Origin of the sequence: Fibrobacter succinogenes (assembly GCF_902779965.1) — a bacterium.
GTDB classification, from domain to species: Bacteria; Fibrobacterota; Fibrobacteria; order Fibrobacterales; family Fibrobacteraceae; genus Fibrobacter; species Fibrobacter succinogenes_F.
The window spans coordinates 21,608-47,291 of record NZ_CACZDK010000010.1; the positions used below are offsets into that span (position 1 = coordinate 21,608).

Below are 25,684 nucleotides of genomic sequence, written 5' to 3' on the forward strand. Positions count from 1 at the left end.
TCACTCCGTTCAGGATGACAAAATGCAAAGTCCATCCATTCTAAAAATACATCTTAATCGCCATTCCTCAAAATTTTAAATTGTAAAATTCCTGCATAAAAATTAAATTTCACATATGCTCAACGCGGAACTTCTTACATCGGCAAAAGTCCAAGATTTCATCGAACTCGCGACCAAGAAAAAAATGGACGCGTTGCAAGTTTCGACGCATTTGGCCAAGGAATTCAGCAACGAAGACCGCGCCGCGATTATGGACTACATGGCACTCGTCCCCAAATTTAGAGACAAGTTCTTTGCCGAAAATTCCATAAAATCCGCGAAAAACGCACCAGCAGCATTCTTACTTTGCGATAAGCTCGCTTTGGAACAGAGTACCGCCCAAGATATCGGCCGTTGGAAATCGACACTTTGGGAACGCGCCCGCCAAGCGAACAAAAGTAATAGCGAAAATAAAAGCAGCGAAACTGCCCCCGTCGTTCACGATCTGTGCTGCGGCATGGGAGGCGATTCCTTCTACTTATCTAAAGACTTTTTGACCATCGGTGTAGACCTCGACGAAAACCGCCTTGAAATGTACCGCTACAACAGCAAGGTCATGCGAGATTCGAACGACCACACCATTCTCGCCGATGTCCGCGAAATCGCCAAGCAAAACGATTCCGAGCACGCGACGCTCGCCCAGCCCAAAGCGGACTACTTCACGATTGACCCCGCCCGCCGAGCCATCGAAGGAGAAAACCAGCGCGACTTGCGCAACCTCACGCCCACGTTCGAAGAAGTCATCGAAATTTCAAAGCATTACAAAGGCGGCATGGCGAAAATTCCGCCTGGTTACCCCATTTGCGAAATCCCGCAAGGCACAGAAATCTTATACATCGGTTCGCGCACGGACTGCCGCGAATGTTTAGTGCTGTTCGGCGAACTCGCCAAGAATCCCGACCATGTACGCGCCGTGATGGTCGATAAAACAGGCAACACCATCGCTGAATGGAACGAGATGCGCGACGAAAAACGCGAAGCCCGCAACGAGAGCGAGCAATCACAATACGACCACAACTACGAACTTGAAGGCCGCGACCGCGTCTACACCACAGCAAGCAGCGAATCCGACTTGCCGCTCGGAAGCGTTTCAAAGTTCATTTCGGAACCTTCCCCCGTACTGCTCCGCAGCCACCTCTTTGGCGTTGTCGCACTCGCCCACGATGAATCAACGCACCTAATTTCACCGGGCATCGCTTACGTGACGAGCGAAAAGCCTCTCCCCGCGCCTGGTTTCTCGAACTTCGAAGTTCTCGATTCCGCTGAAATTTCGACCGGAGCCGTCCGCGCGATGCTCAAGGCCCACGACATCGGGAAACTCACGCTCAAGCTCCGAGGCGTCAAAGTTGATCCCGACCAAGAAATCAAACGCCTCAAGCCGAAAGGCAAGAACACAGCAACGCTATTCTACACACGCCTCAACGGCGAGAAAATCGCGATACTTACGAGGAGAATCGAATAGCACCTCAAGAACTTAACTGGATGGAGCAAAGCTCCAACTCTTTGGCTCGGTTATGCCCATGCAAGCATGGTCGCAACACTCGCCTTCTGAGTTGTCTTCGACTTCGCTCAGGATGACAAGAAACAAATCAACTTCTAACCGTCTACTTCCTACTGTCTACTATATCATGTCCGTCAAACTTGAACAATCTTGGCTGAACCTGCTCGCTGACCAGTTCGAACAGCCGTATTTCAAACAAATTAAAGCAAAACTTTTGCAAGAACATGCAGAACATCACGTGGTGTATCCTCCTGGACCACAGATTTTTGCTGCCCTCGACTATTGCCCCGTCGATAAAGTCAAGGCAGTCATCATCGGGCAAGACCCATACCACAATCCAGGCCAAGCCCACGGTCTCTGCTTCTCGGTGCCGTTCGGCATTGAGCCGCCGCCCTCCCTAATCAACATTTTCCAAGAACTCCACGACGATCTCGGTATCACGCCGCCGCCACACGGGAACTTGGAAGGTTGGGCCCATCAAGGAATTTTACTTTTAAACGCCTCGCTCACGGTACGCGCCCACATGGCTGCCAGCCACGCAGGCATTGGCTGGCAACAGTTCACGGACACGATTATCCAGCGTCTTTCGCAAGTCCGCGAAAACCTCGTCTTTTTGCTCTGGGGCAGTTTCGCCATCAAAAAGCAAGTGCTCATCGCACCCAATCGCGGGCACCTGATTCTCACCGCTCCGCACCCGAGCCCCCTCTCGGCATACCGCGGATTCTTCGGTTGCAAGCACTTTAGCAAAGCAAACGCTTACCTTGTCAGCAAAGGACTCGAACCAATCGACTGGAGCATTAAATAAAGTAGGAAGTAGACAGTAGGCTGTAGGAAGTGATTAGTGGTTAGTAAACAGTGGTTGGTGGTTTGGTTCGGTAGTCTCGCCGACCTTGTGTCATCCTGAGCGAAGTGTAACGGAGTCGAAGGATCCAGTGAATTTAGACGAGTAAATAAAAAATATAGAAGGGAGAATATATATGTCCAAAACGCAAACGCACAACGATAACATCGACAAAGAAGTCAACAGAAATAAAGTCATCGTCAAGACTAGCGTTGTCGGGATTGTCACTAACGTCATTCTCGCGAGCGTCAAGGCGGTTATCGGCCTTATGGCAAACTCCATTGCCGTCGTTCTCGACGCCGTGAACAACCTCTCGGACGCGCTTTCATCCATCATTACAATTGTCGGCAACAAGCTCTCGCGGAAATTGCCCAACGAAAAGCACCCGCTCGGATACGGCCGCATTGAATACCTGACCGCCATGGTCATCGCCTCCATCGTGATTTACGCGGGCATCACCTCTTGCGTGGAATCCGTCAAGAAAATCATCCACCCCGAAGCAGCCGACTACTCCACCGTTTCGCTTGTCATCATCGCCATAGCCGTGGTCGTGAAAGTCGTCCTCGGGCGTTACGTGAAATCGCAAGGCGAACGCGTGAATTCCGGTTCGCTCATCGCCTCCGGCTCCGATGCTCTCTTTGACGCCATCCTCTCCCTTTCCGTTCTCGCCTCGGCACTCATCTTCATTTTCACGGGACTCTCGCTTGAAGCCTACGTCGGCGTTCTGATTTCCATCTTCATCGTCAAAGCAGGCTTTGAAATGTTGAAGGATACCGTCAGCGACTTGCTCGGCAAGAAAAATGATAACGAACTTACCAAGCAAATCAAGAGCCTCATCCGCAGCGAAGAAGGCATCCACGGTGCATACGATCTCGTCATCAATGATTACGGCCCCGAAAAGAAGCTCGCCTCCGTGCACGTGGAACTCCCCGATACCATGACCGTTGCCGACCTGGATTCTCTCACGCGCAAAATTGAAAAAAAGGTCTATCGCGAAACAGGCGTCATCCTCACCGCCATCGGCGTTTACTCTTATAATACCAAGGACGACGAAGCCGCCAAAATCCGCGACACAATTTCAAACAAAATCAAGTCTCACGATTGGGCACTCCAGATGCACGGTTTTTACGTGGATATCGAAGCCAAAGAAATGCGCTTTGACGTGGTCATTAAATTCGGCGTGGACGCCCAGGAAGCTCTCGATACAATAAAGAGCGAAGCGGCGCTGCTCTACCCCGACTACAAGATACAGGTTTCACCCGATATCGATTTGGGATAATATTCAAGTTTTACTGAATCCTTCACCCATAAAGGGTTCAGGATGACATTGCAAATTGTTATATTTGCGGCATGACTCACAAAAACTCATTGGCACGAGTTGTCCTTTTTATTTTTGTCGGCCTGATTTTGGGCGGCATCATGAGCGAAGCTCTCGGAGCTTTGTTTGGCGAACTCGGAGTGCTATTAAACGCTGGCGGCTACGATAACAGTGTTCATCACGTTTTTACAGAGGCTGCCGATTTCAGTATCGGTTTTTCTGGCGATACACCGCAGCCCGTCGTCATTGATTTGTACCTTGTCAAATTTGCGCTTGGATTCGGCATCAAAGTGAACTTTTTGAGTGCAATTGGCATGTTCATCGCTCTTTACATCATGAAATGGTCCGGAGAAAGATAATGCAGACTATTCAGGAACTTCAGGCTCAGCTTGCTAACGGCAGCACCACTGCCGAAAAGCTCGCACAGGCTTCCCTCGAAAAAATTGAATCTACAAAGAATTTAAACGCCTATATTTCGGTGCTGAACGACCGCGCTCTCGAACGCGCTAAGGAAAGCGACAAGCGCCGCGCCGAAGGCAAGTCTCTGGGCGCCCTCGATGGCATCCCGGTTGCCGTGAAGGACAACATGTGCTTGACCGGCACTCGCACCACGGCCGCATCCAAGATTCTCGACAACTTCGTTGCTCCATACACCGCAACGGCACTTGAAAAGCTTGAAGCTGCAGGCGCCATCATCGTCGGCAAGACGAACATGGACGAATTCGCCATGGGTTCCAGCAACGAAACCTCTTACTACGGCCCGGTCAAGAATCCGCTCGACGAATCCCGCGTTCCGGGTGGTTCCTCGGGTGGTTCCGCAGTCGCCGTTGCCTCTGGCACGGTTCCCTGCGCTCTCGGTTCTGACACGGGTGGATCTATTCGCCAGCCGGCAGCCTGCACGGGCGTCGTCGGTTTGAAGCCGACCTACGGCCGCGTTTCCCGTTACGGCCTCCTCGCCTACGCAAGCTCTCTCGACCAGATTGGTCCGTTCGGTGCAACCGTTCGTGACTGCGCAACACTCCTCGGTGCCATCTGCGGCATTGACCCGCACGACAACACCACGAGCACTCGCCCGACCGAAGACTTTACCGCAAAGCTCGGCACTGGCGTTAAAGGCAAGGTCATCGGCGTTCCGAAGGAATACTTTGGCGAAGGCCTCGATGCAGAATGCAAAGCTGCCATCGAAAACATGCTGAAGAAGATGGAAGCCGAAGGCGCCACGATCAAGGAAGTGAGCCTCCCGCACATCAGCTACGCCGTGTCCAGCTACTACATCATTGCAACAGCAGAAGCAAGCTCCAACCTCAGCCGCTACGACGGCGTGCGTTACGGCTACCGCAGCGCTGAAGCCCGCAAACTTTTCGACCTTTACGCCAAGTCCCGCAGCGAAGGTTTCGGCAAAGAAGTGCAACGCCGCATCCTCCTCGGAAGCTACGTTCTCTCCGCCGGTTTCTATGACGCTTACTACGTGCAGGCCCAGAAGGTTCGCCGCCTCATTACAGACGACTTCACCGAAGCCTTCAAGACCTGCGACGTGATTGCAAGCCCGACGATGCCGGGTCTCCCGCTCAAGTGCGGCATGAACGAATCTGATCCGATGGCCGTTTACCTCTCCGACATCTACACCGTGAGCTTGAACCTCGCCGGTCTCCCGGGCGTGAGCGTTCCGTGCGGTATGGCAGGCGGCCTCCCGGTTGGCCTCCAGTGGATTGGCAAGCCGTTCCAGGAAGCAGACTTGCTCGCCGTCGCCGAAGCAACGGAAAAGCTTGCCAAGTGAGTGTCGCGCAGTCAAGTTTACTTGGCTGTATGACCGAACGCAGCAGCGGACGCCGAAGGCGTCAACGCTTGAACAAGTAAAAGTCGCGTTTCAGAAGTCGCGCATGACGCCCTTCAGGGCGCCGTTTTTATTTTTTGCACAATTCTTAAATCGAGCGAACTAATCCCAGACGCTCTTCTTTGGAGCGTTCTTACGAGGCGTTGTCGCTCTATGCTCTTTCCAATTTGCTTCTGCACGTACAGAACAATAGGCACATTCAAGAACGGGAGTATCCTCGAACAATTTTTTAACGACAATTTCCATAAGGTTTTCCCAGTTGGATCTTGAAACTCCAAAAGCATATTCTTCAAGAGCGCTCAATGTACCATAGCCTAGACGTTCGTGAGTTTTGCCATCATAAAAACCATAGTTTCCCACCATCGTCAAGATGCCTTCGTGCAGCAAGAAGCCAAGCAAGCCCAATCCTCCACCTGTAAGCATAGAATTAATCTGAATGGAATCGACAAATAAATAGACATCAGCATCAGGCAAAGCAAGGCGTTCATCATCGATAGCAAATACATCCCTGTTGTTTATCATCACTCCAGATTCACCCATATAAAAATTATTTGCACCCGAAATCCCCAACGGATAAGCCACAACAGAAACATGCATCCGAGAATGATCGTTAAGGTTTTCAGCCTTAGCCTCAATGTTTCTCTTTAATCCTGCAGACATCCACACAGGGAACGAATTGACATACTCCGGCAAGTCATCCTCAACATCGTCCGAATTAGCAACAACCGGATTTGTATAAATCACAGCGATTGTCGCCGGGCGCCAATTCCAATTTTCGGAAATAACAACCCTCGGGGTACATCCTGTCAAAAACAACAAAAACAAAACCCCAAGAATAAATTTCATTCTATTCATGCCAACTCCTTTTTGAATAAAGCCCAATCACTCAATTTTGTTTAGGCGTAACATTAAATACAAACTTATTGTTTCCGATGTTCGTAGAGATAAAGGTTCGCTTCGGGGACAGTAAGTTCCGAGCCTTTGATAATCCACTCGTCATCAGTACCAGTTCGGTACGTCACTACAACGCGATAGCGGAGATCCGTCTTAAGAACATCCACAGGGACCGTCCAGAAGTTTTCCGTCCCGACAACCATTTCAAGCATGTAAATATCATCGGTTTCCACCCCGTGAATCTTAATTTTCTTGACCATATCCTTGGGATTTCGCACTTGGATAATGCTCCAATATTCGCTCGCGCCTTCTTTGACCCAAATCGACGTAGAGTCCCCCCACACGCCTTCGACGCCTTCACAGCTCACGAATTCCCATTCGCCGTAATAGCGCCCGACTTGAATTCCCATGATATCACTAGCAGGGGCTCCGCCCAAATCCACACCGCAGTTTGCATCCGGGCAACGGTCGGTAATACGCACGGTCACCTCTTTCCAACCATCCGGCGTTTTGGCTTTCACATGAACACAGCCGCCACAAGCAGCGCCACCATCCCACGGGCCCTTATCATCGCCCGGAGAGACATTCACATGGATTGCCGCATAATACTGGATATTCGTCTGTCCGTAATTGCAGGCGCCACCGAGACTCGTCTCTTTTGCCGTAATGCTCCCGTAAGTCGTTACAGAGCCTTTGCCGCCATTTTCTACAAGTATCGGATCTGCAGCCGTATAGCTATCGCAGTTCGTGCAAACACCACTGTCCGACGACTCCGCAGAAATTTGCACTGAGGACGATGATGGCGCAGCATTTTCAGAACTACTCGAAGAGGATTCCGCAGGCTTTTTTGCGGAACTGCTCACAACAACTTCAGAACTTGAGCTAACTTTCGCAGAACTCGACTGCACGACCGATGAACTACTAGACGGATCCTCGCCCGCCGCCAGCGAACCATCCGAATCGCCACAAGCCCAGAACACAAGCGAGCTAGCCAAAACAGCCGCCGGAACAAAGCCAAAAACAAACTTACGCAAATTCATAAAATTCCAACCTCGCCGAAGTGCCCTCAGCACACATTTAATATACATCAAAAAACGCAGCCTAGAAAAGCTGCGTCATCATTATTAGTACTGCGCTACCGGCGTTTTTTCAATCGAATGCATCACTAAATCACGTAAAGCATTTTGCCAATCGTGCTCGAAAGCTTTATCCTCGGCACAGCCGCTTTCTTCTAGGAAACCATAATCCAACAGTTTTCCATTCTTTGCGTCATAATACGCATACGAAGCAGAAATTTTCACACAGCCATGAGAACTACCAGTCGTTACACCAACCATCATACCGCCACCCATTCCAAAGCTCGGTCCAGCAGCACCAGGAACAAAGTTCGTGTACGGTTCAAATTTGAAATTATCATAAATCAAATAAACTTCGGCACTATCCGACATCGAATTCAACTTGGGAACCAGAATACTATCGCCATCGGCTTCCTGTTTGGAATAAGAAACAAGATCCTTCGAAACTTCATTCAACTTGTAATGAGAGGCCGCATTGAACTTAAGCGTATTGTCCACATTACTCCAAATCCAGGGGGATAACGTTTTCATGCTTTCGGGCAATTCAATGGAATCAGGAATAACAGGAACCGTATAAACGACCTGCAACATCGAAGGCTTCGCCGTCCACGATGGGTCTTTATGTTGTCTTGAATTATAGCAGCCCACAAAAGCGAAACCAATCAAGGCTAGAATCAAAAAAGTTTTTGTAATTCTCATTTTCAACTCCTTCTTAAAATTTTTTGTTGAGGGAAATATAAAAAAAATCCGGCATGCTTTTTGCACACCGGATTGAAATTTTTGAAAAGGGAATCCAGCCCTTCGAACCGAGCAAACAGTCCTAAGTGAAAGATGCAGGATGAAACATCCTACCGTCTACTTCCGACTTAGTCGCCTGTGCGGTAGTTCGGAGCTTCCTTCGTAATCGTCACATCATGCGGGTGAGATTCACGGAGGCCAGCGCCCGTGATACGGACAAACGTAGCCTTCTTGTAGAGTTCTTCGAGGTTTGCAGCACCGGCATAACCCATAGCAGAGTGGATACCGCCAATGAGCTGGTAAACGGTGTCACGGAGCGGTCCCTTGTACGGAACACGACCTTCGATGCCTTCCGGAACGAACTTGCGCGGTTCCTGAACGCCACCCTGGAAGTAACGGTCCGCAGAACCAGCCTGCATAGCACCAAGAGAACCCATGCCGCGGTAGCTCTTGTAGCTACGACCATCAGCGAGGATAACTTCGCCCGGAGCTTCTTCCGTACCGGCAAACAAAGAACCCACCATCACAGCGTTACCGCCAGCAGCCAAAGCCTTAACGATATCGCCAGAGAACTTGAGGCCACCGTCAGCGATAATCGTTACGCCAACCTTGCGAGCCATCTTGCCACATTCCACGACAGCGGAGAACTGCGGATAACCCACACCAGCCACGATACGAGTCGTGCAAATGGAACCCGGACCGATACCCACCTTAACAATGTTAGCACCGCACTTGGCGAGTTCTTCAACAGCTTCCGGCGTGCAAACGTTACCAGCGCAAATCGTGAGCTTCGGGTATTTCTTGCGAACCGTCTTCACCATGTTGCGAACACCGATGTGGTGGCCATGAGCCGTATCGATAATCAACAGGTCTACACCAGCATCCACGAGGGCAGCCACGCGATCCATCGTATTTGCAGAAGTGCTCACAGCAGCGCCGACGAGCAACTGGCCATTCTTGTCGAGGCTAGCGTTCGGGTTGTTTTCGCGCTTCAAGATGTCCGTCATCGTGATGAGGCCCTTCAATGCGCCAGAAGCATCCACGAGCGGGAGCTTTTCGATACGCTTTTCGGCGAGGATTTCCTTAGCCTTAGCAAGGCTCACCTTCGGAGCAGCCGTCACCGGATCCTTCGTCATGACAGAACTAATCTTCACGTTCATGTCGCTCACCGTGCGGAGGTCGCGGCTCGTGAGCATACCCACAAGCTTACCCTTCGAAAGAATCGGGAAACCACTTACTTTGTTACGAGCGCGGAGTTCAAAAGCAGCAGAAACCGGCTGGTCTGCATCAAGCGTCACCGGATTCGTCACGATACCGGACTGCCAACGCTTGACCTTGCGGACTTCTTCAGCCTGGTCTTCGATAGACATGTTCTTATGGATAATGCCGAGACCACCCTGCAAAGCCAAAGAAATAGCAAGCGGAGCCGTCGTAACGGTGTCCATTGCAGCACTGATTATAGGAATATTCAACTTAATGTTTGGAGCAAGCTGAGTGCTCACGTCCGTCTGAGACGGCAAAACAGAAGATTCAGCGGGAACGAGTAGGACGTCATCAAACGTCAAAGCTTCTGGCAAAAGTTTCATAAAGTACCTCTTTTGCGCATTGAATATAGTAATTTTCGGCTTTAAATCCTAGCTCCAAACCGCTAGAAATGTGTAAAAAAGTGGTTATTCGTTAGCATTTTAAAAAGGGGGAAGCCTCCCCCTGGTTCGCACTACGTCGCTCTCCACCCCTTCGAACGGGCGCTCAGTCGCCGCCCCGTAACGCCCCGGCTACTTTCCGTTATAGCGTTCCATACACTTTTCGATGCCTAGCTTAAAATAGCATTCCACAAGCGCTGGGACCTTTGCAATCGCTTCGTCAAACTTCGGACGATCTTCGGGCGGGAACTTCGCCAGCACCCAATTGCTCAAATCAAATTTCGGCGGGCACTTGCCCACGCCAAAGCGGATACGCGGGAACTTGTCGCCCACATGCTCGATGATGTTGCGCAGCCCATTCTGGCCACCATGACTACCATTTGCACGGCAACGAATGCGGCCTACATCCAAATTAATATCGTCGCTAAACACGAGCAAGTGATCGACTTTGACCTTGTACCATGTCATCAGAGCCTGCACCGCTTCACCAGACAAATTCATGTAAGTTTGCGGTTTTACGAGGAGACATTCCTCTCCCGCAATGTTCACCTTCATGGTGAGCGCCTTGTGTTCGCTTTTCCAGTCCTTGCTAGAATCAGCGAGCTTTTCGACCGCCATAAAGCCAGCGTTATGATGCGTGTTAGAATACTGCGTTCCAGGATTCCCGAGACCAACAATAAGATACATGACAAGACCTATACGTTTTTAACTTATACGTTACTTAGCCCAAAGAACCTTCGGCCAGTCGTTGCCTTCTTCGCCAAGCATAAACAACGGCTTCATTTTCGAATCGAGCACAATCGTACGCGGCAAGCTGATTTCTTCATTTTCCTTGACGAGCCCAAACCCTTCCGTAAGGCGCTTAAACGGGTCGATTACAACAGTAAATACAGAAGCATTCAGCTTTTGGATCCATTTTTTTATGGATTCTTCATTTCGTTCGCCAATGTTCACAAGCACAACAGAAACTTTGTTCTTATTGAGCTCATCTACATTTTCGACCAAGCGCTTGATTCCCGCCCTGCAAGGGAGGCACCACGTTGCAAAATAGACCAGCGCTGTACGATCGCTCTTTTTCGCAATCTTTTCTAGATGTGTACGCGTAAACGGCACCAAGCTTTCTGAAAATTCACGAACGGCAAACCACGGCAACGAATCCGAAATGGCAGTCGGCAATTTCATCTTCTGCGATTTTTCAGGCAATGAAGCCGGAGCGGCAAAAGAAAACGACACCGCCAAAAACGCGACAAAAAGCAAAACGCGGATCATTTAAGTCTCCACTTGTCCAATTCTAAAATCCACTCTTCGAACCAATAGCCTTTAGCCACATTTTCATTCAAACGTTCCTGTGCTTCCTTGGCATCATAACGACCGTTTCCCTTGACTTTTGCATTGATGGTAAAGTACGATTCTCCATTACAACTCGAACCACTCAGGCTCAAGTTCGAAGAGCACGAAACACCAAGGCTCTTTTCAACACATTCTGCAGGCGAAACGCTCAACTTCAACAAAAGGCCGTTCGAGCAAGTCGCATTTCGCACCGGATACTTTGCCGAGATGCGTTCGAATACCAGGCGACGTTGCGAAGCCGTTGCATCGGAGCCGTTTTCATCTTGATAATAAAAAGCATACTGCGAACGGAAATCGTTGTACTTCAGCTGTGCAGAATCAAAGGCAGCCTTTACATCGCGACCAACATCCACTCCAAGTCCATGAAGAACATCTTCGACAGCCAGCGTACGCACATAAATTTCGCGGGCCGTTATAAACGCCTTGTTCTTAACAATCGGATGATTCTGCTCTTCAAAAGTCTTGAGGGCAAGCATTACGGAATCCTGCATGAGCGCAGCTTCCTTGACAAACGGCCTTGCCGCATCAGAGCGTTGCATACAAGCAATCACGCCATACTTTCCAGACTGCGTCAACGTCGCGATAGGCTTTGCATCCTGAGCATTTTGCAAGCGCGTAATCACTTGCGTTTTCGCCTCGAACGAAGACGTCAACGTTTCATTGCCCGAAGCATCCACATTCGCCTGTCGAGTTTGTTCCGTCTGCGCAATAACGACAGACTGGATTTTAGCCGAAATTTCCTTTTGCGCAATCACTAATGCGGCATTCGCATCAGTTGCAATTCCCATGCCACGCAAATCATCCGCATTCGGGCAAGCATAAGTCTGAAGCAAATCAGAAAGCGGCACTTGAGATTCAGCAGAAATCACCGTTTCTGCCTTTGAGGCGCTTTCCTGCGCTTCACCTTTTTGCAAAGAAGCCGTGGACTGAGCCGGCTCCATCTCGTCATAGGCATGCGATGCTCTCGCACGAATATCATCGGCATTCACGCTACGTTTGGCAGCAGATTCACTCCCCGCACAACCCAAAAGCATAACAAGACTGCCACAAAACAGTAACTTTAAGGATTTCATGCCGATAAATATAAATTTTTACAGACGCTTAGTGGTTCACCTGTACTGTATCAAGTTCACTGTACGCCTTAGCAGCATTCGCACGAATTTCATCCGTGTTTACGCTACGCTGTTGAGCAGGCGGTTCGGAACTAGCACAACCGATAAACGCAAGGAGTCCTATACAGAAAAGAATTTTCAAAGTTTTCATGTATAGGAATATAGCATTTTTGATGGCGAATAGACCACCCATTCTTTACTTCACGTTCACGCGTTTATAAAAAAGACCTGCCCCAATCAGGACAGGCCTCAAATTCGCTTTTTAGCTTGGTGCCAAAATTAGTTGGCAGCCGGAGCAGCAGCGGCAGCTTCAGCAGCCGGAGCAGCAGCAGCGTCCTTCTTCTTAGACTTAGAAGAAATTGAGAAGATAACGGTACGCGGAACAGAAGCGAGCTGAACGCCTTCCGGAAGCTTGAAGTCCTTAGCGTAGAAGGTCACGTTCGTTTCGAAGTTGGAGATATCCAATTCGAGAACAGACGGGATGCAAGCCGGCTTAGCAGCGAGCATGAGGTAACGAGCTTCCTGAGAGAAGATACCACCCTGAGTCTTAACACCAACCGGGAGACCGGAGAGCTTGACCGGGATACGAACCTTCACGAATTCGTCATCAGCGATCTTGATGAAGTCAACGTGAGTGATCTTCTGGGTGATAGCGTCCTTCTGGACACTGTAGACGATAGCCGGATTGCCAGCCTTGCCGTCGATTTCGAGGTCAAGAAGCGTGTAACGCTTGCCCGGAGCAAGAACCTTGCGGAGGTCGATTTCGCTTACTGCAATGTTCTTAGCTTCGATACCCTTACCATAATAGACGGCCGGAATCTGACCAGCCTTACGCAAACGAGCGTTTTCGCGGTTTGCACCTAGCACTCTCGAGGTAGCCTTGAGCGTTGTGAGTTCCATTGTATTATCTCCATTAGATAAAAAAAATTCATTGGGGTAGCTGGACTCGAACCAACGAATAACGGAATCAAAATCCGTTGTCTTACCACTTGACGATACCCCAATGGTGCGACAAAGATAGTAAAAAAATCTCTTTTGTCAAAGATAAATGCCTAAAAATTTTCAAAAAAAAAGAGCATTTTACAGAAATTTAGTTACTAGCTAATAGTTAGTAGTTACTAGAGGCTCTTTAGTTACTAGATACTAGTTAATAGTTACTAGAAAGAATCTTGCTGTAAAGTTCTAGTAACTTGCAACTTAGATTTTTTAACTGTGGCTCCGCCACCTACATAAGGTCATCCTCGCGAAGCGAGGATCCATACAATTCCAATTGCACTTACAGGATGTATGGATTCTCCTAGCGGAGAATGACTAGAGCCAACTCTTAACTGCGGCACCGTTGCCTACCGGTGCCAGAATTTCGTCACGGTCTGGTAGCGAGAAATCGGCTTTAGTGCTGCGTCTGCCTTTTCAGCAAGTTCCTTGGTCTTGAAAATTCCGAAAACAGACGCCCCCGAACCGGACATCAAGGCGACATCGGCTCCAAGTTCAATGAACTTTTGCTTCATCTCGGCGACAAGCGGGTGCGTCGGGAAAACGGAAATTTCAAAAGCGTTGAAACAAGAATCCGATTGCAAGAAGAGCGGTGCTGCGGACTCGGACGGAGCTGAAGTCGACGCACCAGAAGACTGCGCGGCTTTTGAAGTGTTCCATGCCGTCTTGTACTGTTCCCAGCGGTCCGGGCCAGATTTCGGGACTCCGGCATAGGCATCTTTCGTCGGGACGGAATCCAGCGGAGTCGCAATCAGGAGTGCGGCACCTTCAGGCAATTCCAGCGGTTCCACAAACGTCAGGCGCTCACCGATACCTTCGGCAAAAGCAGTACCACCGCGAACGAGGAACGGCACATCGGCTCCAAGACGGGCACCGATGGATTCCAAAGTTTCAAACGGGAGGTTCAAGTTCCACAAGTTGTTGAGCAAGCGAAGCGTTGCCGCGGCATCTGCACTGCCACCACCAAGGCCCGCCCCCAGCGGCATAACCTTCGTGAGGTGGATGTCGGCACCAAGAGCGCAATTGGCATACTCCTTGAGCGCTTTCGCCGCCTTGAACACGAGATCCGATTCTAACGGATAGTTCTGCGGTTCGTTATAGGTCAGGTGTATTTCGCCATCTTCGCGAAGCGTCGCTTCGACAGTATCACCCGCATCAACCGTCTGGAAAACAGTCCCCAAATCGTGGTAACCATCTTCACGTTTGCGGATGACATCGAGAAATAAATTGATCTTTGCTGGAGCGTATTCTTTCATAGTCATTGGTCAATAGTCAATAGTTGGTAGAGCTTAGATAGATTGCCGCGCTTCGCTCGCAATGACGTGGGAGCCGAATACAGCGACAAGTTTACTTGTTCATTGTTGAGGCGAACCAGTCATGCGCTCTGCGCAATAACGTTTTTCTAAGTTCTAAGTTCTAAGCTCTAAGTTCTTCTTTATCCAAATCTCCCGGAGCGTTCGAGTTGCATAAGTTCGTCCATTCCGATAAGCATGGCTCGCGGTTTCGAATTGCCCTTGCTGGGGCCGCACACGCCAAGGCCATAAAGCTGGTCCACAATCTTCCCTGCTCGGCTGTAGCCCACACTAAAGTGGCGCTGTACCGCCGAAGTCGATAGACCGTTCACGCTAATCGCCCACTGCGCGACCTCGAACAAAAGCTTGTCCAACTTTTCGTTTTTCAGCGAACCGCCGCCTTCGTCGTCGCCATCTTCGCCGCCCGAGACATCGAACGATTCCACCTGCGGGTAGAACACGTTCTGGTCGGAGCAGGCATCGGCCAAGCGTTCGGCTTCTTCGTCGCTCAAGAACGCCCCATGCACGCGTACCGGATCAGGGTCGTTCACAGCCTTGTAAAGCATATCGCCACGCCCGAGAAGTTTTTCTGCACCGGCATGGTCCATGACAGTGCGGGCGTCAATCTGCGATGCCACCTTGAAGCTGATTCGAGTCGGCAAGTTCGCCTTGATGATACCCGTAATGACCTTCACGGACGGACGCTGTGTCGCCAGCACCAAGTGAATACCCACGGCACGAGCCTTAGCCGCCAAGCGGGCCACAGACTTTTCGATTTCCTTGCCAGCAACCATCATAAGGTCCGCCATTTCGTCGATAATCACGACGATAAACGCCATGCGATGGCCGCGATCTTCTTCAGGAACTTCATCCGGCAATTCACCCGCTTCGAACTTTGCATTAAAGCCGCCGATATTACGCACCTTTGCTGATGCCAAAACTTCGGTACGGCGGTCCATCTCGTAACAAAGCCACTGGAGCGCCTGGATTGCAATTTCAGGCTTTGTAATGACAGGCGCCAAGAGGTGCGGGATGTTTTCGTACATCTTGAGTTCCACGGCCTTCGGGTCCACAAGAATCATGCGGAGTTCATCCGGAGTCTTGCTGAAGAGCATGGATGCCATGAGGGCGTTAATGCAAACGGACTTACCAGAACCCGTCTGACCAGCAATAAGCAAGTGCGGAGCCTTTGCCAAATCCATCGTGAACGATTCGCCCGTAATATCCTTGCCAAGCGCCACGAGAATCTTGTCCGGAGCGGGCTTGAACTTTTCACTCAGGAACACATCGCGGCAGAACACGGTCTGGAACTTGCGATTCGGGATTTCCACGCCAACCGCAGCCTTGCCAGGAATCGGCGCCAAAATGCGGATTGATGAAACCTTGAGCGGGAGCGCCAAGTCTTCTTGCAACGCCGAGAAGCGGCTCACCTTCACGCCCGGACCCGGTTCTACTTCAAAACGAGTAATCATCGGACCCGTTTCGCAACCGATCACGCGGCCTTTCACCTTGAAGTTTTCCAGCTTTTCTTCGAGCATCTTTCCGATGGCATTCAGCTCTTCTTCGGTGTAATCCGCCGTCTGCACTTCGTGCGTGTCGAGAATCTTTGCAATTTCGGGAACTTGATATTTGTCATAAGAAGCCGCCGGAGCAGCAGGAATTTGAGCAGATTGAACAGCCTTCGCTGCCGGGCGCGCATTTCCGCCAACATTTCCACCAACATTCCCGCCAGCACTTCCGCGGCCACCTCGTCCACCCTGCGCACTTGGAATCGGTTCTTCGAATTCCGGTTCCTCGCCCACTTCATCCGCAGTCACAACTACAGGCGCAAAAGTTTCATCATCTTCAACAGCTGGGCTCCCCGGGAAATCTTCGATACGGGCACCATCGCCACCCAAAAGGTCTTCGGCATGGATTGCAGCACGAGTTTCAACAGAATCCGAAAGCGTCGCATCGCGCACCACCGTATTCACACTCGTTTGCGATTTCGCAGATGGCGGCACATCAACATGACCAACAACAGTCCGTTCTGCCGTGCGACGAGTAGCCTCGTTCGCAGCAGCCATCTTTGCTTTCGCAGCGGCGTCCCCCCCAGCCTGAGCACCTGCATTTGCAGCTGTCACCGCCTCCAAAGTTTCCGCATCGCCGTTACGGCGCACGTCACCTTTCACCTTCATCCGTCCGCCATGCCCCTTTTCCCAATCAATCATGTCGCGGGCACGGCGAAGCGCACTGATGCGTTCCTTGATTTCCAAAATCTGGAGCGCATTCATGTGGCGTTCATTCAAGCGCAATTCTTCTTCCAAACGGCGAATTTCAGGATCTTCGTAAACTCCATCGCCCAAAGTCTCCTCACCCGCAACAGGTTGTGCACTATGCGGATCTCCAGGCATCATTCCGTTCGCAACAGCAGCGGCATTTTCATTACCGCCCATAGCGGCAGCCCCAGCAACATTCCCCGGCAAAGCGTTCCCGGCATACTGCTTAAGTCCAAAAGCATCGTTCCCCACTTGCGTTTGCATATCCGAGCGGCTTACATCCAATTCATCCGTGAGCCAGTTATGGCGGCCGTTAAACGGCTCGACCTTCCCGCGCCTGCGCATTTTCACGGAATCGGGAACAAAAATCATCGTCTCGTCTTCCATCACGACACCGCGGCGAAGCGTCTTTTTCTCGGACTCTTTCTTATCGTTCTTCACCGCTGGGACTTCAACTGTTTCGACCTCAATCGGCGCCATCGAGCGGCGCTGTCCAAAAACGCCACTCACATATCGCATCGTCTGCGCCACAAACTTAAAATGCCTCGGACGCACACCGAACGAAAGCACAAGAATCAAAGCAAACGCCACCACAAGCAAGATTAGCGGAGCGACAAACGAAACACGCCCAAACACGGGAATCGCCAAATTCTGCAAAAAGAACTCGCCCAAAACGCCACCGCTCATCGAAAGCGCATCGTTCGAAACATTCTTTACGCCAAAATTCTTGAGCGACATAAGAAACGATACATTCACAACAAGCAAACTTACGCCCACCGCAAAGCGCAGCAACTTCGGTCGCAACGAAGCAACCGCAATGAAAAGTCCCCAAAGGATTAGCGATGCCGTAAAAACGACAACCGCCACACGTCCAAACAGGAACGTCATAAAACTTGGATATATAACGCCAAAATAATGGCCTAGCCAGTTTTCAGTTTCGCCAACAATCGAAATCGTGACGCATCCAAGCAACAGGATTACGCCCGCAAGCAAAACCATATAGCCCACCATCATCGTAATAAAGTACGAATCCGGCTCCTGAATTTCCTTTTTCGGTTCAACCTTGGGCTTTTTTGTTTTCTTAACAGTTTTTTTCTTTTGAACAGCCAAAAACACGCTCCTCTATTTACCTTCCAAATATAGTCTATTATCGACCTTAATTTTTGCGCAAAAAATGACACACTTAACTCAATTATTATTTTTTTTAGGCCATGGCACAAAAAAATTCAAAAGACATAATCACAAAACTGTTTACAGGGGTAACACTTTCGGCAATCGCCGTAATCCTCATTCTTGTCTTCGGAAATCCACAAAACAACTATACCGCAGAATCAGCAGAAAATATTTTCTATGACCAATTTTTTAAATGGACAACTGCAGTTCAGGATTCCATCATTGTAACGACAAAAAGCAAGGGCGACACAGTCTTAGCAATAAAAGATCTTGAAAATTACAGAAAAGAACAAGAGCAAAAAAATGATACCGTCATGGTAAAAGGACACATTGATAACAACGATTCAAACATTATTGTCGTTGATATCGATGAAAAATCGTTGCAGCAGCTTGGCAGCTACTACACCTGGGACAGGTCCGTTCATGCCCAAGTCATCAAGAATTTAAGCGAAGGTGGAGCCGCCGCTGTCGCATTCGATATTCTCTTCAAAGATGCCGACTTCGGAAAAAGAAGAGGAGATCAATGCAACCAAATTCTCACATCCCTAGATCCTGATACAAGTCATTTTGCCCTTTTTTCTCAAATCCATTCCTATTACAATTTCGACTCCATGCTCGTCGAAGCCACGCGCAATTCCGGCATTTGTATTGTCAGTTACTTAATGACCAACACTTCGTACTACAAGTACAAAAGCGACTGGTACCCGCTAAGCACATGGGACCGAGCAAAAAAAATCGGATTCTCTTCAACGTTCCAATTAAACCAAGCTGATAAACCGCAAGACATCGAATCACGCCAGCTACTCGATAATATTTTTCCAGAGCTAGCGAATGCTGGGGTCAGACTAGGAGCCGTAAACGCCTACCCCGACAACGATGGCATCGTTCGCCGTGTCAATATGTTGTACAAATTCCCGTTCGTACAAGACGACAAACTTGCCCCCCAGCGAATTTATTCCACGCTTTCGCTGATGACCATATTGCATTTATTTCACAAATCCCCGAAAGACGTCAAAATCAAAATGGGGCAATATATCGATATCGGCAAACCTTTCGGAATTTATCGAGACTCTGTGGGCGAATACCATACGACATATCCAAACTTTACGTACCCCATGTTCATCGGTTTGCGCGACAAGATGAAAGAAATTATGGCTAGCGGTGCAAAAAAAGCAAGCCTCATCGAAACATCTTCAAAAATCACAGCCAGACGAAACAACGAAGGGAATATCGTCTTCGATATTTTTGTTGAAGACGACCAAAATTTAAACGACACCCTGTCAAGACTTTTACGAAGAATGCCTATCAGCATTTTTGACAAATTGAAAGAAAGTGAATCTATCGATCTCGGTCACGGATTCACAATGGCAAAAAGCGAAGATGAAGAAGGCGTTTACATCATCAAAGACAAAGCAGAAAACGAAACCTACATTACCCCCAACGTCGTCAAGACTATTCATTTTTACGAGTCTAGCTATCACAAACTCAAAATCGGTGAGCACAAGCATTTATCTCACCACATGAATATCAGTTACAACAAAGCTAGGAACGAATGGTCTACATCCATCAGCTTTTTCACAAACAAAATTCTTCAAGAAATTTCTAAAGTCAACGATGAAAAAATCAGCAATCTAAAGATGGGCGAAGAACTTCGATTTGGCACTTACAAACGTATTCCTATTGACAATCATGGCAAATACCTCATCAAATTCACAGGTCGATTTAACCGAGTTCTGCCAGAAACTAGAGCGTTCAAGCATATTTCCTATTACGACATTTACAAAGATTCTACAAACATTGATCAATACGCCGGTAAAATATTCATTCTCGGATCTTCTGTTTCGGCACTTCTCGATATTGTGAACGGGCCCCACGAAGAAAATCTTCCGGCCATTCTCGTCCATGCCAATATCATCAAAAACATTCTCGAAGATGACTACATGACCATTCTAAAAGAACAATACCAGAATTATATAGTCATCTTGCTTGCCATTCTTTGCACGTTCATCGGGCTTTACTGCAGAAGTTTCGTATCGTTAATTAGCGCCATCAGCATCACTATTTTTTACATTCTGTTCGCTTACGTTTGTTTCAGGTACAACCTCTACATCGGCGTATCAAAACAAATATTAACAATCATTACCACAAACATGTTTGCAATGGTCGTACAGGCCGTCTTCGAAAACAAAGAAAAGCAATTTATCCGAAATACATTCCAGCAATTCTTATCCGAAGAAGTGATTGAAGAAATCATTCAAAGTGGTGAAATGCCACAGCTCGGTGGACAGGAATCCGTCATCACGGCATATTTCACGGACATCCAGGGATTTTCAACATTCTCTGAGCAAATTGGCAGCGCAGATCAGCTCGTTAAACTGCTAAACGAATATTTGACCGTCATGACCGATGTTCTTAAGATTAAGAACAAAGGAACTCTAGACAAATACGAAGGCGATGCCATTATCGCATTTTTCGGTGCGCCAAGACCATACGAAGACCACGCCAAACGTGCCTGCGATACCGCCCTCGATATGCAAAGCAACCTTTTGGAACTCCGCAAAAAATGGATTAGCGAAGGCAACAAATGGCCCAAAGTGGTGCACGAAATGCACATGCGAATCGGCATTAATACAGGTAACATAGTGACTGGATTCATGGGCACAACCACACGAAAAGACTATACCATGATGGGCGACGAAGTGAACCTCGCTGCACGTCTTGAAAGCATAGCCAAGCAATACGGAGCCTACATTCACGTGTGCAAGAATACAGTCGATCAACTGATAGAACAAAAAATTGACGGGCTGTACATTTTCCGTTCCCTCGACATTATCCGCGTTGTCGGTAAAGATGAACCTGTTGAAACATTTGAACTTTTGGCATACGCTAGCGATGACAACGCCATGGTTTTGGAAAAGCTGGTATCCATTTGGAAACCGGCTCGTGAAGCATACCTCGCGATGGAATGGGACAAAGCCATAGAACTCTTTACACAATGTCTAGACTTTGAGCCGCATCTTCCCGAACGCGATCCAGGAAGTAAGACATGTCCGAGTCAAGTTTTCATCAAGCGCTGCATCGCCTATAAAGAAAATCCGCCCGCAAAAGCAGGCGAAAAGTGGGATGGCATCTTTACCGCTACGGAGAAGTAGTTGGAGCCCTTCGGCAAGCTCAGGAACCTTGTAAGGTTGGTGAGCCTGTCGAACCAAAGTTCTAATTAAGCTCCATGTTGTCAATGAGGCGCGTCTTGCCGAAGAAAGCAGCGGCCAAGATAACAGCCTTTTCTTCGCCCAAAGCGCCATTGCACTTCTGCAAAGTCTTTTGGCTTGCGACTTCAACATACTGCACAACGCCACGAGCAGCCACAATCGACTTCACGACGGTATCGCGAATTTTCGAAACACTGCGTTCGCCCGCTTCGTAAGCAGCCTTAGCCGCCTTCAAGCCATTGTAAATGCCAAGTGCCTGAGCACGTTCTTCTTCCGTCAAATATTCGTTACGGCTAGAGCGAGCAAGGCCACTTTCTTCACGAACAATCTTCACGCGATGAATCTTGATGTTAAAGTTCAAGTCCTTCACCATCTTTTCGATCAAGAACACCTGCTGGTAATCCTTTTCGCCAAAGAAGGCATCGTTTGCGCCCGAAATCAGGAACAACTTGGAAACGACCGTCAACACACCGCGGAAATGTCCCGGGCGGTAAGCGCCGCAATACATGCTTTCGAGCTGTTCATCGCGAACAAGCGTCATCGGGTCGCCATCCGGATACATTTCCTGAACAGACGGAGCAAACACGAAGTCCGCGCCAATCGATTCCGCAAGTTTAGCATCAGCTTCCAAGCGCTTCGGATACTTGTCCAAATCCTCGTTCTTACCGAACTGGATAGGGTTTAAAAACACACTTACAACAGTCACATCGCACTCGCTCACGGAAGCCTTGATAAGAGCGCCATGACCTTCATGGAGTGCACCCATCGTTGGAACGAGACCGATTCTTTTCCCTTCTTTCGCGAGAGGAGCAAGCGCTTGACGTAGGGAATCGATAGACTTAATTATCTGCATGATTAGTTACCTTCTGGAACAAAATAAGTCGTTTGACTTGGGCAGGACGCAATTGCGTTCAATACCATTTGCAAATGGCTTTCGTTATGGACAAAATCAATGTTATCAGTATTGATAATCAATACAGGAGCGTCGGTGTAATGCCAAAAATGATGGTCGTAACGGTCCTGCAAATCGCTCAGGTAGTTACCGTCAATCGTCTTTTCCATCGAGCGGCCACGACCCCTGATGCGTTTTAAAAGCGTCGGAACGCTTGCTTGCAAATAAACAACGTAATCCGGCTTGCGGATATCGTGGTTCAAGGCGTTCGACACCTGGTCATACATTGTAAGTTCGTTTTCGGTGAGGTTCTGCGAAGCAAAGATGCGGTCCTTGTCAAACGTGTAATCGCTCACGAGCAAATCGTGGAACAAGTCGCTTTGCAATGCAGAATTCTGGAGCTGTTTAAAACGGTCAAGCAAAAAGAACAACTGTGTCTGGAAGGCATATGCCGCGCGGTTCTCGTAGAACTTGGGCAAGAAAGGATTATCCGCAAAATTCTCTTCGATAAACATCGCGTTCCAGCGTTCAGAAATGGTGCGTGCAAGTGAAGTTTTTCCAACGCCAATCACGCCTTCAATAGCCATAAAATGAATATTTTTGTCTGCAAGCATCAGGGTTCCTCCCCTTCTATGACGCGGAACGGAATTTTGTCTTCACGTTGAAGCAATTCCGAAAGCAAGTCCTTTACAGCCTTATTCGTCTTTGGATCCACCCAGTCCGGAGCAATGTCGTTAAGCGGCACAAGCACAAACTGGCGGTTATAAACCTGCGGATGCGGGATAGTCGGGCGACCAGTGCAAATTTCACAGCCAAAGAACAACAAATCCAGGTCCACTTCCCTAGAATTCCAATGTCCGCGGTCCTTGCGTCCAAGAATAAGCTCGGATCCCTTTAAATAGTACAGCAATTTTGTCGGGTCACCATCGTACCAAAAGCTCACAACCTGATTAAAATAAGGTCCCTGGCCAGCCGGTCCAACAGGTGGAGTCTCGTAAATCGGGCTTTCTACCCATCCCCCCGCACTCACGCGGCGGAGCATGTCCCTCCCGGCTTTCAAGTGGGCCGAGCGGTCTGGAAGATTGCTTCCGAGTGCTACATATACTCTATTTAAAGATTCCACGCCCCAAATATAGTCATTTTTAGAGTAGGATGTAGGAAGTAGACAGTAGGAAGTAAACGGCAGGCAATAAGAAGTACTTAGTTAATAGTTACTAGTTATTAGTTACTAGTGTTTCTAAAAATAAAATTTTCTTGTAACTTAGGACTTAGAAATCAAAACACATAATATTTTTCATAAAAAAAATTTTTTTTATGACATTTCACAAATTATTATGTATCTTTTAACCCGTTCCGCCATTTCGGAACATAATATTTAATCATCATTAAAATTTTTGGGGCAACAAAGCCCTTATTATCCATTCACTATATAAGTCTATTTCATTTTCTTGAAATATCTAATTATAGGACGCAATCGTGCCCAGAACACCTAAGAATCAAAATTTAGAACAAAACACCCAATCATCATCTTTGACGGACCTCGTTTATCCCGAAAGCACGGGAATCCCCGTACCCGACTACTTGGGAACTCCAGACAAACTTCCTGAGAATGTAGAAGAGGCACCTCAGCCGAAACGTCGTGGCAGGAAGCCGGGCTCCAAGACCAAAGTCCACAAGGAAGTCGAAACAAATTACCAGGCCGATGTAGAACAGGATTTCCAAGAAAAGAAAGAACCGGTCGATGGCATTGCAGCCGCCGAAAAGCGCCTTGCCGAACAGTACGGAGTTTCAAACATAGACGCTATTTCTGAACCGATTTTCGCTAGCGCTCCATCTTACGAAACTTCGAACGACCAACCGGGCGAACAAGCTATCTACACAAACGAAAACGCCGGCGAAGCCGCTCCGCAAAACGCAGAAGTTGCACAGCAAGGTGAAGGCCAAGCTGACCCGAACGCACCTCAGCAAGGCGATGCTCAGGCTCAAAACGGCGAAGGTCAGGACGACCGCCGTTTCAACAACCAGAACGGCAAATTCAACAAGTTCAATAAGAACAATAAGTTCAACAAGAACAATCGCAACAACCGCAATTTCCAACAAGAAGAATTTGTCGATGACTCTGCAACGCTCCCGGCACCGGGTTCCGAAGCCATTTTAAAGGCAAAGGAAAACTGGCTCAAATTCCGCAAGCTCTCCATGAGCGAATTGCAGGAACTCGCCGTGCAAAAGGAAGTGGACTTCCGCAGAATGCGTAAGCAGTCCCTCAACTACATTTTGCAGAGTCTCGAAAACGAAGGCAACATCATTTATACAGAAGGCGTCCTCGAAGTGACTCCGCAAGGCCACGGGTTCCTCCGCATGCCGGATCAGAACTACCAGACCAGCACCGACGATGTGTATGTTAGCCAAAACCTTATCCGTAAATTCAACCTCAAGATTGGCGATACGATTGAAGGCCTTGTGCGCACGCCTCGCGAACAAGATAAGTACTTCTCGATGCGCCGCATTGACCGCGTGAATTTTGAAGAACCGGACAAGATGCGCCGTCGCGTGGCATTCGAATATTTAACGCCGATTCACCCGGAAGAAAAGATCCACCTCGAATGGAACGAAACGGAATACAGCACCCGTATCATGGACTTGTTCTCGCCTATCGGTAAGGGACAGCGTAGTATCATTCTTGCACCTCCGCGTACCGGTAAGACCGTTCTCTTGCAGAACGTAACCCGCGCCATCGCAAAGAACCATCCTGAAATCATCCTCATCACGCTCCTCATCGACGAACGCCCGGAAGAAGTCACCGAAATGCGTGACATCATCACGGAAATCAAGGAAAAGGCAGCCGACAAGGGAATCGAAATCAAAGCAGAAGTCGTTGCCTCCACATTCGATGAACCGCCTGAGCACCATACCCGCGTGGCAAATATGGTTTTGGAAAAGGCAAAGCGCCTTGTGGAAAGCCAGAAAGACGTCGTGATTTTGCTCGACTCCATCACGCGTTTCGCTCGTGCAAACAACGTTGTAATTCCGCACTCCGGCAAGATTCTCTCCGGTGGTGTGGATGCCAACGCCATGCAGTTCCCGAAAAAATTCTTCGGTGCCGCCCGTAAAATTCAGGACAAGATTCGCACCGTCAAAAACGAAGACGGTTCCATCAGCGAAGAAGTCCAGAAGAACGGCTCCCTCACCATCATCGGTACCGCTTTGATTGAAACCGGTAGCCGCATGGACGAAGTGATTTTCGAAGAATTCAAGGGAACCGGTAACATGGAACTCGTGCTTGACCGCCGCATCGCAGAAAAGCGCATCTGGCCCGCCATTGACGTATTCAAGTCCGGCACCCGCAAAGAAGAACGCTTGCTTACGCTCCTCGAACAGAATGCCGCCTGGAACTTCCGTCGCGGTAGTCAGAACGAGACGGAAACGGGCATCATGGAGAACCTGCTTAAGCTCATGAGCAAGCTCAAGACGAATGCCGAACTCCTCGCCGTCCTGTCCAAGCCGAAAGTCTAACGAAATTT

General features: G+C 48.9%; 21 protein-coding genes and 1 tRNA gene. 7 read left to right on the plus strand and 15 right to left on the minus strand.

The features are described from left to right. The first annotated feature begins 115 nt into the window (after positions 1–115). From HUF13_RS06465 to gatA, 5 genes are all read left to right on the plus strand, one after another. Positions 116–1,501: a hypothetical protein gene (locus HUF13_RS06465; protein ID WP_173474363.1), complete on the plus strand. Its 1,386-nt coding sequence runs from the start codon at positions 116–118 to the stop codon at positions 1,499–1,501. Positions 1,502–1,667: 166 nt separating this feature from the next. Continuing rightward, positions 1,668–2,345: a uracil-DNA glycosylase gene (gene ung, locus HUF13_RS06470; protein ID WP_072826979.1), complete on the plus strand. Its 678-nt coding sequence runs from the start codon at positions 1,668–1,670 to the stop codon at positions 2,343–2,345. 172 nt (positions 2,346–2,517) lie between these two features. Continuing rightward, positions 2,518–3,660: a cation diffusion facilitator family transporter gene (locus HUF13_RS06475; RefSeq protein WP_173474364.1), complete on the plus strand. Its 1,143-nt coding sequence runs from the start codon at positions 2,518–2,520 to the stop codon at positions 3,658–3,660. 71 nt (positions 3,661–3,731) lie between these two features. Continuing rightward, entirely contained in the window at positions 3,732–4,058 is a 327-nt protein-coding gene (locus HUF13_RS06480) for a DUF4321 domain-containing protein (RefSeq protein ID WP_173474365.1), read from the plus strand. Further along, positions 4,058–5,476, plus strand: a complete 1,419-nt coding sequence (gene gatA, locus HUF13_RS06485) for an Asp-tRNA(Asn)/Glu-tRNA(Gln) amidotransferase subunit GatA (RefSeq protein ID WP_173474366.1) — start codon at positions 4,058–4,060, stop codon at positions 5,474–5,476. Before HUF13_RS06480 ends, gatA begins: the two co-directional genes overlap by 1 nt. A 159-nt stretch (positions 5,477–5,635) precedes the next feature. Here the strand turns inward: gatA and HUF13_RS06490 are convergent, their stop codons facing one another. The 12 genes from HUF13_RS06490 to HUF13_RS06545 form a co-directional block, all read right to left on the minus strand. Beyond that, complete coding sequence (locus HUF13_RS06490) at positions 5,636–6,388, minus strand: hypothetical protein (RefSeq protein WP_173474367.1); 753 nt, start codon at positions 6,386–6,388, stop codon at positions 5,636–5,638. Between the two features lie 65 nt (positions 6,389–6,453). Further along, positions 6,454–7,467 (minus strand): hypothetical protein, encoded by a 1,014-nt coding sequence (locus tag HUF13_RS06495; RefSeq protein WP_173474368.1) that lies wholly within the window; start codon positions 7,465–7,467, stop codon positions 6,454–6,456. 84 nt (positions 7,468–7,551) lie between these two features. Next, on the minus strand, positions 7,552–8,202 hold the full coding sequence (locus tag HUF13_RS06500; protein ID WP_173474369.1) for a hypothetical protein: 651 nt from the start codon (positions 8,200–8,202) through the stop codon (positions 7,552–7,554). Between the two features lie 167 nt (positions 8,203–8,369). Continuing rightward, positions 8,370–9,827, minus strand: coding sequence for an IMP dehydrogenase (gene guaB / locus HUF13_RS06505; RefSeq protein WP_173389119.1), 1,458 nt, complete (start codon positions 9,825–9,827; stop codon positions 8,370–8,372). Positions 9,828–10,016: 189 nt separating this feature from the next. Continuing rightward, positions 10,017–10,571 carry an aminoacyl-tRNA hydrolase gene (gene pth, locus HUF13_RS06510; protein WP_173389121.1) on the minus strand — a complete coding sequence of 185 codons (555 nt, stop codon included), beginning with the start codon at positions 10,569–10,571 and terminating at the stop codon, positions 10,017–10,019. A 30-nt stretch (positions 10,572–10,601) separates the two neighbouring features. Further along, positions 10,602–11,153, minus strand: coding sequence for a TlpA disulfide reductase family protein (locus HUF13_RS06515; RefSeq protein WP_173474370.1), 552 nt, complete (start codon positions 11,151–11,153; stop codon positions 10,602–10,604). Further along, positions 11,150–12,268, minus strand: a complete 1,119-nt coding sequence (locus HUF13_RS06520; protein ID WP_173474371.1) for a hypothetical protein — start codon at positions 12,266–12,268, stop codon at positions 11,150–11,152. Before HUF13_RS06520 ends, HUF13_RS06515 begins: the two co-directional genes overlap by 4 nt. 67 nt (positions 12,269–12,335) lie before the next feature. Further along, the gene (locus HUF13_RS06525; RefSeq protein ID WP_173474372.1) at positions 12,336–12,539 is read right to left on the minus strand and encodes a hypothetical protein; all 204 of its coding nucleotides are present in this window, start codon (positions 12,537–12,539) and stop codon (positions 12,336–12,338) included. A gap of 86 nt (positions 12,540–12,625) precedes the next feature. Further along, a complete protein-coding gene (locus HUF13_RS06530) occupies positions 12,626–13,246 on the minus strand; it encodes a 50S ribosomal protein L25 (RefSeq protein WP_173474373.1) in 621 nt (206 codons plus the stop codon). A 31-nt stretch (positions 13,247–13,277) separates the two neighbouring features. Next, positions 13,278–13,349, minus strand: a tRNA-Gln gene (locus HUF13_RS06535). 340 nt (positions 13,350–13,689) lie between these two features. Beyond that, positions 13,690–14,601, minus strand: a complete 912-nt coding sequence (ispE, locus tag HUF13_RS06540) for a 4-(cytidine 5'-diphospho)-2-C-methyl-D-erythritol kinase (protein WP_304038895.1) — start codon at positions 14,599–14,601, stop codon at positions 13,690–13,692. A gap of 173 nt (positions 14,602–14,774) precedes the next feature. Then, positions 14,775–17,999 carry a DNA translocase FtsK gene (locus HUF13_RS06545; protein ID WP_173474374.1) on the minus strand — a complete coding sequence of 1,075 codons (3,225 nt, stop codon included), beginning with the start codon at positions 17,997–17,999 and terminating at the stop codon, positions 14,775–14,777. A gap of 101 nt (positions 18,000–18,100) precedes the next feature. On the opposite strand from HUF13_RS06545, the gene HUF13_RS06550 reads away from it, so the two are divergent. Further along, the gene (locus HUF13_RS06550; RefSeq protein WP_173474375.1) at positions 18,101–21,214 is read left to right on the plus strand and encodes a CHASE2 domain-containing protein; all 3,114 of its coding nucleotides are present in this window, start codon (positions 18,101–18,103) and stop codon (positions 21,212–21,214) included. A 61-nt stretch (positions 21,215–21,275) separates the two neighbouring features. Here HUF13_RS06550 and panC read toward each other — a convergent pair whose 3' ends face one another. Genes panC through folK form a run of 3 tightly spaced genes read right to left on the minus strand, consistent with a single transcriptional unit; the run spans position 21,276 to position 23,286 of the window. Beyond that, positions 21,276–22,124 carry a pantoate--beta-alanine ligase gene (gene panC, locus HUF13_RS06555; RefSeq protein WP_173474376.1) on the minus strand — a complete coding sequence of 283 codons (849 nt, stop codon included), beginning with the start codon at positions 22,122–22,124 and terminating at the stop codon, positions 21,276–21,278. A gap of 2 nt (positions 22,125–22,126) precedes the next feature. Continuing rightward, on the minus strand, positions 22,127–22,777 hold the full coding sequence (locus tag HUF13_RS06560; RefSeq protein ID WP_173474377.1) for a deoxynucleoside kinase: 651 nt from the start codon (positions 22,775–22,777) through the stop codon (positions 22,127–22,129). Next, positions 22,777–23,286: a 2-amino-4-hydroxy-6-hydroxymethyldihydropteridine diphosphokinase gene (folK, locus tag HUF13_RS06565; RefSeq protein ID WP_173474378.1), complete on the minus strand. Its 510-nt coding sequence runs from the start codon at positions 23,284–23,286 to the stop codon at positions 22,777–22,779. Before folK ends, HUF13_RS06560 begins: the two co-directional genes overlap by 1 nt. 353 nt (positions 23,287–23,639) lie before the next feature. On the opposite strand from folK, the gene rho reads away from it, so the two are divergent. Beyond that, on the plus strand, positions 23,640–25,676 hold the full coding sequence (gene rho, locus HUF13_RS06570; protein WP_369697078.1) for a transcription termination factor Rho: 2,037 nt from the start codon (positions 23,640–23,642) through the stop codon (positions 25,674–25,676). The last annotated feature ends 8 nt before the right edge of the window (positions 25,677–25,684 follow it).

Bases quoted from the DNA above. Each gene is read 5' to 3' on its own strand.
- HUF13_RS06465 (WP_173474363.1), top strand. From the start codon at position 116: ATGCTCAACGCGGAACTTCTTACATCGGCAAAAGTCCAAGATTTCATC.
- ung (WP_072826979.1), top strand. From the start codon at position 1,668: ATGTCCGTCAAACTTGAACAATCTTGGCTGAACCTGCTCGCTGACCAG.
- HUF13_RS06475 (WP_173474364.1), top strand. From the start codon at position 2,518: ATGTCCAAAACGCAAACGCACAACGATAACATCGACAAAGAAGTCAAC.
- HUF13_RS06480 (WP_173474365.1), top strand. From the start codon at position 3,732: ATGACTCACAAAAACTCATTGGCACGAGTTGTCCTTTTTATTTTTGTC.
- gatA (WP_173474366.1), top strand. From the start codon at position 4,058: ATGCAGACTATTCAGGAACTTCAGGCTCAGCTTGCTAACGGCAGCACC.
- HUF13_RS06490 (WP_173474367.1), bottom strand. From the start codon at position 6,388: ATGAATAGAATGAAATTTATTCTTGGGGTTTTGTTTTTGTTGTTTTTG.
- HUF13_RS06495 (WP_173474368.1), bottom strand. From the start codon at position 7,467: ATGAATTTGCGTAAGTTTGTTTTTGGCTTTGTTCCGGCGGCTGTTTTG.
- HUF13_RS06500 (WP_173474369.1), bottom strand. From the start codon at position 8,202: ATGAGAATTACAAAAACTTTTTTGATTCTAGCCTTGATTGGTTTCGCT.
- guaB (WP_173389119.1), bottom strand. From the start codon at position 9,827: ATGAAACTTTTGCCAGAAGCTTTGACGTTTGATGACGTCCTACTCGTT.
- pth (WP_173389121.1), bottom strand. From the start codon at position 10,571: ATGTATCTTATTGTTGGTCTCGGGAATCCTGGAACGCAGTATTCTAAC.
- HUF13_RS06515 (WP_173474370.1), bottom strand. From the start codon at position 11,153: ATGATCCGCGTTTTGCTTTTTGTCGCGTTTTTGGCGGTGTCGTTTTCT.
- HUF13_RS06520 (WP_173474371.1), bottom strand. From the start codon at position 12,268: ATGCTTTTGGGTTGTGCGGGGAGTGAATCTGCTGCCAAACGTAGCGTG.
- HUF13_RS06525 (WP_173474372.1), bottom strand. From the start codon at position 12,539: ATGGGTGGTCTATTCGCCATCAAAAATGCTATATTCCTATACATGAAA.
- HUF13_RS06530 (WP_173474373.1), bottom strand. From the start codon at position 13,246: ATGGAACTCACAACGCTCAAGGCTACCTCGAGAGTGCTAGGTGCAAAC.
- ispE (WP_304038895.1), bottom strand. From the start codon at position 14,601: ATGACTATGAAAGAATACGCTCCAGCAAAGATCAATTTATTTCTCGAT.
- HUF13_RS06550 (WP_173474375.1), top strand. From the start codon at position 18,101: ATGGCACAAAAAAATTCAAAAGACATAATCACAAAACTGTTTACAGGG.
- panC (WP_173474376.1), bottom strand. From the start codon at position 22,124: ATGCAGATAATTAAGTCTATCGATTCCCTACGTCAAGCGCTTGCTCCT.
- HUF13_RS06560 (WP_173474377.1), bottom strand. From the start codon at position 22,777: ATGCTTGCAGACAAAAATATTCATTTTATGGCTATTGAAGGCGTGATT.